This is a genomic window from Gordonia sp. LMA167 (assembly GCF_058130025.1).
Genome location: NZ_CM176708.1, coordinates 1,922,155 through 1,935,166, shown reverse-complemented (window position 1 = coordinate 1,935,166; position 13,012 = coordinate 1,922,155). Strand labels below are relative to the sequence as shown.

At 65.7% G+C, this 13,012-nt stretch carries 14 protein-coding genes; 3 read left to right on the top strand and 11 right to left on the bottom strand.

Going from position 1 to position 13,012, the window contains the following annotated elements; genetic code table 11:
• Positions 1–3: 3 nt before the first annotated feature.
• From ACVT6V_RS08680 to ACVT6V_RS08660, 5 genes are all read right to left on the bottom strand, one after another.
• Positions 4–1,230 carry a hypothetical protein gene (locus ACVT6V_RS08680; protein WP_489899402.1) on the bottom strand — a complete coding sequence of 409 codons (1,227 nt, stop codon included), beginning with the start codon at positions 1,228–1,230 and terminating at the stop codon, positions 4–6.
• Positions 1,231–1,309: 79 nt separating this feature from the next.
• Positions 1,310–1,912 (bottom strand): TetR/AcrR family transcriptional regulator, encoded by a 603-nt coding sequence (locus ACVT6V_RS08675; RefSeq protein WP_489899401.1) that lies wholly within the window; start codon positions 1,910–1,912, stop codon positions 1,310–1,312.
• 104 nt (positions 1,913–2,016) lie between these two features.
• Positions 2,017–2,571, bottom strand: a complete 555-nt coding sequence (locus ACVT6V_RS08670; protein WP_489899400.1) for a nuclear transport factor 2 family protein — start codon at positions 2,569–2,571, stop codon at positions 2,017–2,019.
• A 22-nt stretch (positions 2,572–2,593) separates the two neighbouring features.
• Positions 2,594–3,805 carry a flavin reductase family protein gene (locus ACVT6V_RS08665; RefSeq protein ID WP_489899399.1) on the bottom strand — a complete coding sequence of 404 codons (1,212 nt, stop codon included), beginning with the start codon at positions 3,803–3,805 and terminating at the stop codon, positions 2,594–2,596.
• Positions 3,806–3,807: 2 nt separating this feature from the next.
• Complete coding sequence (locus tag ACVT6V_RS08660) at positions 3,808–5,271, bottom strand: MFS transporter (protein ID WP_489899398.1); 1,464 nt, start codon at positions 5,269–5,271, stop codon at positions 3,808–3,810.
• 167 nt (positions 5,272–5,438) lie between these two features.
• Between ACVT6V_RS08660 and ACVT6V_RS08655 the strand changes: the two genes are divergently transcribed.
• From ACVT6V_RS08655 to ACVT6V_RS08645, 3 genes are all read left to right on the top strand, one after another.
• Positions 5,439–6,728, top strand: a complete 1,290-nt coding sequence (locus tag ACVT6V_RS08655; protein ID WP_489899397.1) for an amidase — start codon at positions 5,439–5,441, stop codon at positions 6,726–6,728.
• 29 nt (positions 6,729–6,757) lie between these two features.
• Positions 6,758–7,051, top strand: coding sequence for a hypothetical protein (locus tag ACVT6V_RS08650; protein WP_489899396.1), 294 nt, complete (start codon positions 6,758–6,760; stop codon positions 7,049–7,051).
• A 76-nt stretch (positions 7,052–7,127) separates the two neighbouring features.
• Positions 7,128–7,784 carry a response regulator transcription factor gene (locus ACVT6V_RS08645; RefSeq protein ID WP_489899395.1) on the top strand — a complete coding sequence of 219 codons (657 nt, stop codon included), beginning with the start codon at positions 7,128–7,130 and terminating at the stop codon, positions 7,782–7,784.
• Here the strand turns inward: ACVT6V_RS08645 and ACVT6V_RS08640 are convergent.
• The 6 genes from ACVT6V_RS08640 to ACVT6V_RS08615 form a co-directional block, all read right to left on the bottom strand.
• Positions 7,778–8,728, bottom strand: coding sequence for a PDR/VanB family oxidoreductase (locus ACVT6V_RS08640; RefSeq protein ID WP_489899394.1), 951 nt, complete (start codon positions 8,726–8,728; stop codon positions 7,778–7,780). The genes ACVT6V_RS08645 and ACVT6V_RS08640 overlap by 7 nt on opposite strands.
• A 33-nt stretch (positions 8,729–8,761) precedes the next feature.
• Positions 8,762–9,523, bottom strand: a complete 762-nt coding sequence (locus tag ACVT6V_RS08635) for an SDR family NAD(P)-dependent oxidoreductase (protein WP_489899393.1) — start codon at positions 9,521–9,523, stop codon at positions 8,762–8,764.
• A gap of 9 nt (positions 9,524–9,532) precedes the next feature.
• The gene (locus ACVT6V_RS08630; RefSeq protein WP_489899392.1) at positions 9,533–10,027 is read right to left on the bottom strand and encodes an aromatic-ring-hydroxylating dioxygenase subunit beta; all 495 of its coding nucleotides are present in this window, start codon (positions 10,025–10,027) and stop codon (positions 9,533–9,535) included.
• A complete protein-coding gene (locus ACVT6V_RS08625) occupies positions 10,020–11,297 on the bottom strand; it encodes an aromatic ring-hydroxylating oxygenase subunit alpha (RefSeq protein ID WP_489899391.1) in 1,278 nt (425 codons plus the stop codon). Before ACVT6V_RS08625 ends, ACVT6V_RS08630 begins: the two co-directional genes overlap by 8 nt.
• Positions 11,298–11,364: 67 nt before the next feature.
• Positions 11,365–11,727 (bottom strand): hypothetical protein, encoded by a 363-nt coding sequence (locus tag ACVT6V_RS08620; protein ID WP_489899390.1) that lies wholly within the window; start codon positions 11,725–11,727, stop codon positions 11,365–11,367.
• A 40-nt stretch (positions 11,728–11,767) separates the two neighbouring features.
• Positions 11,768–12,940 (bottom strand): acyl-CoA dehydrogenase family protein, encoded by a 1,173-nt coding sequence (locus ACVT6V_RS08615; protein ID WP_489899389.1) that lies wholly within the window; start codon positions 12,938–12,940, stop codon positions 11,768–11,770.
• Positions 12,941–13,012 lie beyond the last annotated feature (72 nt).

Genomic DNA, 13,012 nt, shown 5'->3' with positions numbered 1-13,012 from the left:
ACGTCAGCGGGCGGCTCGGGACAGCTCCGCAAGACGACTACCCAACACCGATATGGCGGGTGCCGGTTCGCGATCGAAATGCGCTGGCTTGTAGCGGCGTAAGAGCTGCTCCCCATCGCGCGACCACATGAATCCCGGTTTCGCGAGCAGCGCCCGGAACACCGGGTCGGCGCCGCCGGGGTGACGGCCGACCAGCCGGCGGATCGCCAGCGGTTCTACGGAGTCATCGCGGAGGTAGCTGTCGAGTTGATCGAGTGCAACGGGGTCATCGGTCGCCTCGCCAGTTGCGGCAGCCTCGGCAAAGAAGGCGTCGAGACGGCCGAAGCCGACGTAAAAGTTCAGCCCGTCCACCTCGTCGTAGATGATCGCTACGGACTCGGCCTCAACGACCTCGTCGGGCAGCTGTCCCTCGTAGTGCGGTTCGGCGGCCTCGTGCTCAGTGCCACCCTTGTCTGCGAGATCACGTAACGCCTTGTCCCGCAAGCGACGGTAATGCTCGCGGTAAACGGCTTCGACGTCGCCGCCGGACACCACCACCATGTCGGCACCGGTCTGGGCGATGAACTCGGCGCGATGTGCAGCCTGCATTTCCCATGCTCGCCGCCATAGGCGTGGGTTGCGACTGAGCAGAGTCGGCTCAGCCATCACCTGTTTGACGGCAGTGCGCGCCAGCGTGCTCGCGTGCGATTCCGGAAACCGGGCCATATTTCCGCTGACCAGCCAAACGCCACTCGTCGGCGACAGCGGCACGATTCTGCAGATCAAGAACGTGCCCGGGTCGATCGTGCGGAAGGCTTCACGTCCAAGGTTGGAGTAGACACGGTAGTCGAGATCATCGGTCAGATTGCGGAGTTCGACGGCCTCGCCGTCGAACCCGTTGACCTCGAATATCCCCTCGATGACGTCGCGCCAGCCGAGCATCATCGCGCGGTCGGCGTCAGACAGCCGCGGCCGCCGTTGGGCCACGAATCGCTCGACGACCGTCCGCCCGTTGGGTAGCTGATGTTGCAGGACAAAATAATCCAAGACGAGGGTCGCCCGAGCTTCATCCAGATGGCCGTGACGGAGGCCGCTCGCCTGGAACGCCGCATCGATCTGCCTCCGAAACTCGCGGCCTTCTCCGTAGTCGACCAGCTCATGTTTGAGGCGCGCGGCGCGGCGGATCAGCTCGCCGATTGCGTGCTCATCGCCCGGGCCCGGGTTCGATGCAGGGTCGGACGGAGTCGCCATGGCGGATAGGCTACCGGAGGGCAGGGTCCCCACGAGAAGCCGAACTTCGGATCTCGCCATGACAGTGCGTGGCCGTACGTCAACGGGACGGGCCTTGGCCTGCGAAGGCGCTGATCATCGACTCCAGCAGCGCCAGCTGTGCTCGCCGGGACGTGGATTTCCGATCGAGCACGGCGGTCACCTGCAGGCCCACCATCATGTTCATCAGGGCGTCGGCATGGATCGCCGGATCGCAGTCGCGTGCTTCCCCGTCCTCGATCGCCTCGGTGATGTGTCGGGCCAGCCGGAGCCGCCAGTGCGCGACCGCAGCGTTGTTGACCGACTCCATCTGCCGGTCGGCCAGCGCCCGCTGCCAGAGCGACACGGCGATCCTCGCCTCGAGTCGGGCCTCTTCGGTGAGCGGCATGATCTCCTGGCACACCTTTCGCAACGCGCGCAGTCCGCGCAGTCCTCGGGCAGACTGGTCGATGCGCCGGTTGGTCTCGGCCAGGACATGGTCGAACGCGCTCTGCAGGATCTCGTCTTTACCGGAAAAGTAATGGCTCAGAGCCCCGTTCGCGTATCCGGCCTCCGCAGCGAGATCCCGCATGTTGATGCCGTCGATGCCGCGGGCCGCGATCAGCCGCCAGGCCGCGCTGATGATGGCCTGCCGCCGTTCGGCGTGATCGACCAGGCGTGGCATCGCCCCTCCGTTCCCCGTTGCGACGGGGGTCGCTGCGCCGCCACGTCGTTGCTTCTACAAGTGTACGACCAAGCGTTCGGGTAGCAGGCGGGTGTGCCGCGGGTTCAAGGCCCCATCAGGACCGAAGAGGACGGATGACTCTGTGTGAACTGGTTCGGCAGATCCGCGATGAAGACGTTCTCGGTCCGGGTACGAGTGATGCGCCACCCGTCATCGGTGCGACGGAACGCATTGTTCAGTCGACTCGACCGCAGGACACCTCGGCCGTCGGAGAAGAGCCACGGCTGCATGTGAATCCACTGCCCCGTTGCGTCGTCACCGTCGACGTGGATCTGCTCCGAGGTGAGGTAGTGCGCGTTGAGAACCAGTGCGGGCTCCTGCTTCTCACCCCAGAACGTACGGAAGTGATCGCGGATCGCCGCCGTCCCTTCGGCCCGGCCGAATTGGCCGGTGTAGTACTCCCCCACGCCCTCCCAGACTGCGTCATCGGTGTACAGATCGAGGATGAGATCGATTCGGTGCTCGTCGTCACGCACGCCGAACTCGGGGCACGGCGTGTCACAGAGGAACATGTAGCGACTCTGGATGCGCCGGATCTCCGCCTCCGCCTCCAGCGCCTCCACCCGTGCGACCAGGGCTGTGATGGTGTTCGCGTTCATTCTTCCCTTCCTGTCCGGCTGGTCACGACGCGGCAGCATCCACTGGCGACGCGGACGAGTCGGTCCGTTCCAATATCTTCGCGACGGCCTGTGCCCGCTCCAGCCAGTCCGTGACCTGGGCGCCGGTGGCGCCTGCCGGGAGCTGTGCGAGTCGGATCGTCATGGAGTGCCCGCCACCGGAGTCCCGGATGGGAATGACGAGCGAGCCGACGTCGTAGATATCGTTGTCGGCGAGCCGACGGGCGCGATAGTCGACCGCAGACCCGGCGATGGACTCACGAATACGTCGTTCCTGCGACGGCGTGAGTCGGCCGCTCTCGTATTCGCGTGTGGCCCGGCGCATCTCGTCGTAGGCCGCGTCGCCCTCGGAGGGCAGGAACGAGATCAGGTAACCGTTCTCACGCAGGAACGTCAATCGGTCCCGATGTATCTGCTTGACTTCGTCCGAGGCGCCACGCAGCTTGGAAACCCAGTGTTCCCGGGCTTCTTCGCCGAGATCGAACAAGTAGGTGTCGCCGATGGGCGGCACCATCGGTATCCGGCCGGCAAGCCCGAGTTCCCGATCGACCCCGGGCGCGGCCGCCGACAGCACCGTCGCCATCTCGTCACAGCTCACCGCAGTGAAAACTGTTACTTCACATCCGATCTCGGTGGCGAGATCCTCGACCTGGGCACGGGCAGAGTGAGCCGCGTGGATGGCCGGAAGGATCTCGTGATCCATGCGGGCCATGAGTGACGTGCAGACAAAGCTGCCGTACCCACCCTGGAAGAAGATCAGCGGCGACACCGGATTGGTCACCGCCATGTCACGCACCTCGCACAGGGCGATCCAGTGGTCGCCCGCCTCGACGGTGTTGGCGATCCGCGCGTCGATCCATGCGACGGACTCGGCGAGGACAGGATCCCCCGATGGCGACTCGAACCAGTCGATCCCGTCGAGCTTGTTCTCCCACCGCTGAGCCACGGTCAGGACGATGTCCTCTTGTTCGGCACCGAGGATGTTGATGCACAGCGACGAGCACTGCTGCATCTTGGCGAACGTGCGTGAGGTCTTCATCGGCATGAATGACACCAGCGGGGGATCGAGGGAGACCGAGCTGAAGGTCCCGACCACCATCGCCAGGATCTGGTCGTCGACGTCGCGTCCGGTGACGACGACAACACCGGTCGGGTAGTGCCCCAACACGTCTCGGAAGGCCGTGGGGTCCACGGTCGTGGGTGCGGTACTGGACATGATCACTCCTGGTTCTCGGAGGCGAGAGCTCGCTCGGGGCGGGCGAATCGCTGTTGCAAGGTGTGCGCCAACTTCTCCGGGCGCAGGAAGGCGATGCAGAGCGCTCCGCCGATCAGCAGCACGATGCCGGTGATGGTGAACGCCTGATGGACGCCGACGGCCATGTTCGCAGCCATCTCGACAGATGGCTTTTCTCCCTTGGGAGGTGACACATACCCGGCCCGGCCCATCAGCCAGCCCACCAGTATCGGGGAGACCACCGCACCGAGGGATGCGACACCGCCCAGGGTCGCCATCAGTATCGGCCGCTGGCGTGCACACACTGCGAAGCCGATGGCCGAGGCCGTCATCGGATACGCCAGGCTGCATCCGCCGGCGATGCACAGCAGGGCGACCGCCAGGGGACCCGAGGTGGCCTGGATGAGGACGAAGCAGACACCCGCGACCACGGCAGCGCATCCGAACGGAACGGCGATCGCGCGGTGGGCATTGTGACCGGCACGCATGAGGCGATGGCCCACCGCACCGAGCGCGAGGAGAACCACCGCCCCGATGACCCACGGGAACGTGGTCACCGAGCCGACCTCGCCGAGCGAGAGCCCGACCACCGTACCGAGGTACTGCGGCAGCCAGGTGGTGAGGAAGCCCTGCACCCAGAAGTTGGACGCTCCTCCGATGACCGCCGAGAGGAAGGCGAGGCTCGCCAGCGCGCGCCAGATCACCACCGGCTGTTGGTCGTCGACCGCGTCCGTGTCGATCTGGTCCGCATCGCGAGCTGCCTGGTCACGCCCCGCCGCGTCGACGCGACGTCGGCCCGACCTGCCCTTCCCGTACGGTCCGTCGGCACCGAGCAGCAGCCACGCGGTGACCCACATCAGGCCGACGATCCCGAGGACACCGAAGGCCCATCGCCACCCCCAGGCCGAGATGACCCAGGCCAGCGCGGGCGCGGCGATCACCGGACCCAGCGTGGAGCCCGCGGCGATCAGATTGGACGGCATCGCACGACGTGCCGGGGCGAACCACCCGTGCGCCGAGGTGAGCGACATGGCGGTGGCCGGCCCCTCCGCACCGCCCAGGACGATGCGCGTGACCAGGAGAATCGCTGCTCCACCCCCGAGAACCATGGGGAATTGGAGGACCGCCCAGGTGATGCCCATGGCGAACAGAATCCATTTGACCGAGAACTTCGACGCCAGGAATCCCGTGATCACCGAGACGATCGCGTAGAGGAAGAAGAAGGCGCTGCCGATGAACCCGAACTCGACCGCACTGAGACCGAGCTCGGGCATCGCGTCGGCCGACACCAGCCCGAGCACTGCCTTGTCGGCGAATGCCACGATCTGGAACAGCACCAGCAATCCGGTGACCAGCCATGCGCGTCCGGTCATCCGCCGGAAGTCGACACGACGGGGCCCAGCGGTGACGGTCGGGGCGGATCGGGCGTCGGTTGTGTTCGTGGCCATCGTGATTCCTCGTGATTGCGTTGTCGGGTGACACGGATGTCTGCGTGATGCAAATCGACTGACGTGAACCTAAGTCGGAGTGCCCCTACAGGGATAGGAGGGAAATCTTTACTGTTGCCGGCACCGCCGGGCGGGCACACTCATAGTCACCGGACAAAGGAGGATCGGTGAGCTCGGCCTACTGGAATCAGTCCATCAGCGACCAGGTGACCGCGGTCAACGCAGGTGTGGTCTCGGCGGAAAGCCTTGTCGTGCAGGTGCGCGATGAGATCGTCCGTCGGGAGCCGGACCTGTCCGCCTGGGTCGCGCTGTCCGACGATCACGTCGAGCAGGCCCGCGCACTCGACCACGGCGAGGTCTCGCTGCCACTACAAGGGATCTCGCTCGGGGTTAAAGACCTCATCGACGTCGCCGGGCTGCCCACGCGTGCGGGGTCGACAACCACCTCAGACCAACCCGCGGCAGCAGATGCCGACTGTGTCAGTCGGTTTCGCGATCTCGGCGCGATCGTGCAGGGCAAGACTGTCACCACGGAGTTCGGGTACTTCGCGCCCGGCCCGACGCGTAACCCGCATGCGAGCGACCACACCCCGGGCGGGTCGTCGAGCGGCTCGGCCGCGGCGACCGGTGCGGGCACCGTCCCGATCGCCTTGGGCACCCAGACGGCGGGGTCGCTCACACGACCCGCCTCCTACTGCGGTGCTGCCGGACTCGTCCTCGCTCAGGGCACCACCAGCCTGGCCGGGATCGCCGGATTGAGCGAATCTCTGGACACGCTCGGAATGCTCACCCGGACGATCGCCGACCTGCGTTACGTGTACTCGGCATTCGTCGGCCGACCCGCGGAGACAACGGCTCCCGCACACACCGCGTTGGTGTGGCACGGCAGCCGACTGGACACGTTGGACCCGTCGATGACCGGGCTGCTCAAGGCCATTCCCGACGTGCTCGGACAAGTGGGGCTGCAGACCGGAGATCTCGAGTGGGACGATCACATACAGACCCTCGCCCATGACCATGTGACCGTGATGTCCTATGAGGCAGCGCAGACACTCGACGGCACCTACGACAGCCACGCCGCGGCGCTCAGCGCACCGTTGCAGGCGCTCGTCGAGGCCGGTCGAGCCACCACCAGCGAGTCACGCGCCTCGGCACTGATCCGCCGGGATCGTTCGCGGGCACTGTTGCGGGAGATTCTGGGCGGGCAGACGATCATCGTCGGCCCGGCCGCGCTCGGACCCGCCCCAGAAGGATTGACCGCGACCGGCTCTCCCGTGCTGAGCCGCCCCTGGCAACTACTCGGCGCCCCGGTCGTGGTCGTTCCCGGTGCGCGGACCACCACGGGATTGCCGTTGGGCGTTCAGCTGATCGCGTTGCCGGGTGCCGAGGCCGAACTCTTCGCCGTGGCGGCCCTCCTCGAACCGATCCTGCGATCCCTGCCACCCATAGAGGCGTGAGCACACGCTCCGCACACGAAGGAACTGCGATGGCCCTCAAACCACGTCCGACCGCTCATCACCACATGTTCCTCACGTGCTACGAGGACACTTTCAACTACGGCTGGCACCACGTCGACCTGTTCGTGCACGACGAGTACGGCCGCGAGGTCAACTGGGTTCACTGGACGGTCGAGGCCGATGGTCCGGAAGCCGCCGACGAATCCGTGCGACAGGAGGAACCCGCTCTGTTACGCACCAGCGACTGGCGACACCGCGTGAGCGCGGTCGGCATGAACTATTGGACAGCCGAAGCTGCCTGGGCCGACCGTGCAGATACCTGAGTGCCGCTAAGCTTGTGATCGTGCGCGCCCAAGCCCCATCCCATCGCCCGTCCGCGGGTTTGTCGAGGGTCGGATCGTGCCGGACGCGCTGACACCGGCCGAACATCCCACAACGGTGTATGTGGTCGACGACGATCCGGAGTTGTGCGAGTCCGTCGACTGGCTCCTCGACAGCATTGGCATCAAGCCGACCATCTGTCACAGCGCCGACGAGTTTCTCGCCGCCTACACGGGTGACCATCCGGCGTGCATCGTCCTGGATGTACGCATGCCGCAGATGAGCGGGACCCGTCTGCAGGAGAAGCTCAACGAGTTCGCGCCGCACGTGGCGATCATCTTCGTCTCGGCGCACGGCGACATCCGGATGTCGGTGTCGACCCTGCAGGCCGGTGCGATGGATTTCCTGGAGAAGCCCTACGATCCTCAGCGACTGCTCGACGCCGTGCAGCGGGGCGTGGAGCAGGCCACCGAGCGCTTCGCGACCTTCCAGAGCAAGCGGTCGATCCAGGACAAGGTTGCCCTGCTGACGCCGCGGGAGCGGGAGATCCTGGCGCTGGTGGTGGAGGGTCTGCCCAGTCAGAACATCGCACGCAAGCTCGGCATGAGCGTCAAGACCGTCGACGTCCATCGCGCGCGGATCAAGGCCAAGACCGACGCCGACAGCATCAGCACGCTGGTCCGCGACATCCTCCGCTTCGACGTCGACGTGCCCGTGGACCGACCGGCTCAGTAGTAGTCCAGCACGATTCGTTTCCCGGCGGTCCGCGAGACGCACACCGCCATCACCTCACCCGATTCCTTCTCCGCCTTGGTGAGCACGTTGTCGCGGTGATCCGGGTCGCCGGCGAGCACCTGCATGATGCAGGTACCGCAGATGCCTTCCTCACACGAGGTGTCGATGTCGCAGCCGTTTTCGGTCAACACCTCGACGATCGAACGGTCGGACGCGATCTGATAGGTCTCGCCGTCGAGCTCGACCTCGAATGCGGTGTTCGCAGCCTCGCCGGGCTGCTCGGCGGCGTGAAAGTTCTCGGAATGCACGGCATCTGGCGACACGTAGCGTTCGGCGCAGGCGATCATCTTCGTCATGAAGCCCTCGGGGCCGCAGACGTACACATGTGTTCCGGCGACTGCGGCGGCGAGTGCGGCCGACACCAGATCCTCCTGTTCGCCGCGGTCCACGCCGAGGTGTGCGTGCAGTTTCTCCGGGCAGCGATCACGCAACAGGGGCAGGAAGGCCGCTGCCTGCGCGGTCCGCGCGAAGTAGTGCAGTTCGAAACTGATGCCGTGCACGTCCATGTACCGGGCCATGCTCAGCATCGGGGTGATCCCGATGCCGGCCGCGACCAGGACATGGTGACGCGCGTCGGGGGCGATCGCGAGGAGGTTGCGCGGTTCGCTGATCTTCAGTGAGTCCCCTACCGACACCTCGTGCAGCGCGGCCGATCCGCCGCGCGAGTCCTCCTCGCGCTTGACGGCGACGGCGAAGGTCTCCTGGCCGTCGGGCCGACTGCACAGTGAGTACTGCCGGGTGATGGCGGTCGGACCGACGACATCGATGTGTGCGCCGGGCACGTACTTCCCGATCGGACTGCCGTCGGGGTGCGAGAGGTAGAACGTCTTGATCGACGCCGTCTCCTGCACGATGTCGGACACGATGACATCGATGAGTGCCATGGGAATTCTCCTGGTGAACAAGGGGTGTGAGGATCAGCGCACGTAGAGTCCGCCGTTGACGTCCCAGCATGCACCGGTGACGAAGTAGGCGTTCTCGGCGGTCAGCAGGCCGACCATGTCGGCGACGAAGCCCGGATTACCGAGTCGGCCCACCGGAATACCGGCGATCACCGCGTCGAGACGGTCCGGCGGTACGGTGGCCTTCACGATCGGCAGGTCGTGCGGCCCGGGTGCGATGGCGTTGACGGTGACGCCGCTCCCGGCGAGCTCACGCGCGAAGACCTTGGTGGCGGTCAGGATTCCGCCTTTGCTGGTCGCATAGTGAGCACCGGTGGCGGTGCCGCCGTTCTGGCCGGCGAGCGACGCCATGTTCACGATCCGTCCGTAGCCACGGCCGGCCATCGCCGCGCCGAAGACCTGACAGCCGAAGAAGATACTGTTCACATTGGTGGACAGCACGCGCGTGAAGTCGTCCTCCCCGAGCGTCATCAGATCTGCCGCCTGGGTCATCGCCGCGTTGTTGACCAGGATCGTCGGTGTTCCCCAGATCTTTTCGCATTCGGCGAGCGTGTCCACGAAGTTCTCGCGGTGAGCGACGTCCAGTGTCGCGGCCTGCGCTGTGGAACCGTCCGGCGAGAGATCGTGGGCGATCCTCGCGGCCGAGTCGACGTCGATGTCGGTCAACAGCACCCGGTGGCCGTCGGCGTGGAGTCGGTGCGCGATGTGGCTGCCCATGCCGCCGGCGGCACCCGTGACGACCGCGATCCCGGCGTTCGATGAGGTCGATGATGTCATCGTGGCCTCCTAGAGGAGATATCCGGACGCACTGACCGCGTCTTCGCTGTCGATGAGACGCGCGACCTTGAGCGCGATCTTGTCGCCATCGTCGCCGAGGCTGACCTTGTGGGTCATCTCGGCGCCGATCGTGGAGAACTTGTCGCGTTTGAAGGCGTTGAGTATCTGGGCTGATCGCAACGTGACCGTGGTGTCGGTGACCTCGTCGACAGTGAACCGCGAGACGACGCGTACCGTGCGTGCGGCCGCGACCGCCGAGGGTGCGTAACCCTGCATCATGCGTTCGACGCGCAGACGCCGCATCCGTTTGTCGTCGTACACCATGTTCAACGACGATTCGAAATCGTCGGTGTCCGGATCGATCGGGATCACGTACAGGGCCTCGTCGGTGTACATGTCCTCCCAGATCCGGTAGTCCTTGGCGTCGAGCACGGCGGCCTCGTGCCAGACGAGTTGGATCGCGCGCAGTACCCGCGGGTCGCTGAAGGCGAAAACGTCAGTCATTGCTCATCATCTTCTTCCACATCTCGTACGACTCGCGCATCCCGGTCTCGTCGGTGACATGCGAAGTCGGCCAGCCTTCTTCGGTGAGGTATTCGCGGTTCTCGCCGCGGTTCACCAGGATCGGCATGGTGGGGTTGCCGCCCGCGCCGATCTGCACCCGGTCCCAGCCCTCGGCGTCGTCGGGGCTGCCGAAGCCGAACGGGCCCTGGAAGTGTTCGTGGATGCGCAGCCGCTCGCGGTTGATGCTCTCCGGTCCGCCGTCCATGCCGATGGCCATGTGCCACACCTCGGTCTCGTCGACGCTGATGGGGATCAGCACACGGAAGAACGACGACGACATCGCGATGTTGGGGAACATGTTCAGGTTGAAACCACAGCCGTGCATCGACCGCATGTACCGACGGATCCGTTCCGGGCTCTCGCCGGCCTCGGTCAGCTCCTCGACGAGATGGGCGAAGCGCGGCTGGATCTCCTCATCGCCGCTGTCGACGTCGAGGTCGGCGTGCGCCGCGGCCATGATCGCCACCGAATGTCCGTTCCCCAGCGCGTGTGTCTCGGCGGACGGGTCGTCCATGAACGACATCATGTTGGCGGTTTCCGCGTCGACCGATGCCATCCACGACTTGTGGACCATCGGGAAGTGGTAGCCGTCGGTGGTGTTCTCGAGCTGGATCTTCCAGTTCCCTTTGAACCGGAACTTATGTGTCCCGAGCACTTTGGTGGGGAAACCGTTGGACTGCTTGAGAAACCGTTCCATCCAGATCTTGGCGTCACCGAGGTGGTCCTCGAGCGACTCGGCCTCGGCGTTGAAGGTCGCGAAGATCATCCCGAGATAGCTCTCGGTGCGGAGCTTCTGCAGCGGGAAATCGTTCTTCTCGACGACCCCTTCGTAGCCGTCCGGGTACGGGATGCCGCGCAGCCGACCGTCGAGGGTGTACGACCAGTTGTGGTACGGGCAGGTGAAGCCGTTGGCCTTGCCGCTGCGCTGGTCGCAGACCGTGGCGCCGCGGTGTCGGCATCGGTTGAGCAGAGTGTTGAAGTTGCCCTTGCGATCTCGCGTGACGATCACGGGCTGGTCGCCGACCTGCGTGGTCTTGAAGGAGCCCGCCTCGGGCACCTCGCTCTCGTGCGCGACCCACACCCAGGTGCGATGGAAGATCTTCGTCATCTCCTCGGCGAAGATCTCCGGGTCGGTGTAGAGCTGTCCGGCGACCCGGTCCTTCTCGGCCAGATCGGCAAACGCCCGGGTGGGCCGTTCGATGGTGGTCATGTGCGCGTTCCTTGTTCGTTGTCGCTGCGGCCGAGCGTGTCGACGTGCCCGGCGGTGGCGTGGACGGTCAGAGTTCGACGTCGTCGCGGATGGTCAGTTCGCGACCCATCCGGGCCTCGATCTTGAAGTACTTCCAGAGCGCGTACTCACCGATCATCGTGGTACGCAGCAGATTGCACGCATCACGTACGGTCGGCTGATCGCGGACGTCGGCGAGGACGTAGCAGGTCCACGGCCAGCCGTCCGAGGGGCCGACCATGTGCGCATCGTCGTCGAAGGTGCCGATGATGTCGACGCCGTCCATGTTTTTCAAGGTCGACAGCATCGTGGAGATCCCGACCCACACGGGGCCGATCTCGGCTTTGGGCAGGTCGAAGAAGTTCTGGTTGTTGCCGATACAGAACATCGTGCGGAGCGGCTCGCTGGCCATGGGGACTCCTCCTCAGTGTGGTGTGGGTGCCGGTGGCCGGTCAGGGGAAGCTGGGGATACCCGCGTCGAGGCCCAGGAGCAAGGCCCCCGCCGCCTCGTAGGTGTTGGTCTGCAGCATCGCGTGCTGCGCCGGGACCAGCGCATCCTGCAGGAAGTGCTGCAGGGGGTGGGTCTCGTAGATGGCGCCGGTGCCGGCGAGGTCGAACGCCCGCAGGACGACCCGGCGGCCGACGTGCGCGGCGTGCGTCGCGCTCAGGCGAAGCAGAGCGAGGTCCTCGGTGGTGAGCGGTGTCTCGTCGACCGCCTTCTGCCACACCTGGTCGGTGGCGTCGTAGAAGAACGCCCGTACCGAACGCAGTTCGGCTTCGGCCTCGGCCAGCCCTGTCTTGTAGGCAGGCCGGTTGCCTTTGCTGGCACCACCGGTGATGGACGTCCGCGCGGCCCCGACCTCGGTGGCGTAATCGAGTGCACCCCGCGCCGCGCCGAGGGTCACCACTGCCAACACCTGCGCGGCGTAGGCCAGCGACGGGTAGCGGGTCAGTGGCTCGTCGATCTGTGCCGGACCACCACGGACGAAGGTCATCTCCTCCGGGACGAACAGTCGGTCCGCCCGAATCGCGTGGGAGCCGGTCGCTTTCATGCCCGCGACATCCCAGTTGTCCAGGATCTCCACGTCGCTCGGATCGACCAGGGCGGTCAGGGGTTTGCCGGCCGTCTCGGGCCCGCCTGCCAATCCGATGCCGAGGATGTCCGCTCCGCGACACCCACTGGCGAACTGCCACACCCCGGTGCACAGGTAGCCGCCGTCGACCTTCTCGGCCTCCTGCATGGGGAACAACCCACCGGCGTAGGCGACGTCGGGGCCGGCGGCGTAGATCGTGCGCTGCGTCTCGACCGGCAGCGCCGCGAAGTAGACCAGCGACGAACCGAAGCTCGACACCCACCCGGTCGCGGGATCCACCGCCGAGATCTGCTCGACCATCTTCATGAATGTCGACGGCGGCAACGGCTCACCGCCGAACGCCGCGGGGGTCGACGCGCGGTACATTCCCGCCCGCTTGAGCAGGGCGATGAACTCGCGCGGAACATAACGCTGCGCGTTGAACTCGTCCCGCCGATCGCGGAGCACCTCGAGTGCCTGATCGAACGCGGCCGCGCGCGCCGGTCCCGCCGGTTCCGCGACCACCCGATCGGTCATGCTCTGCGTGGTCATGAGTCTCTCCATTCAGATTCGAGAATCCTTATGGGCGTTACACTATGGACCGCCGGCGATCGCCGGTATCGG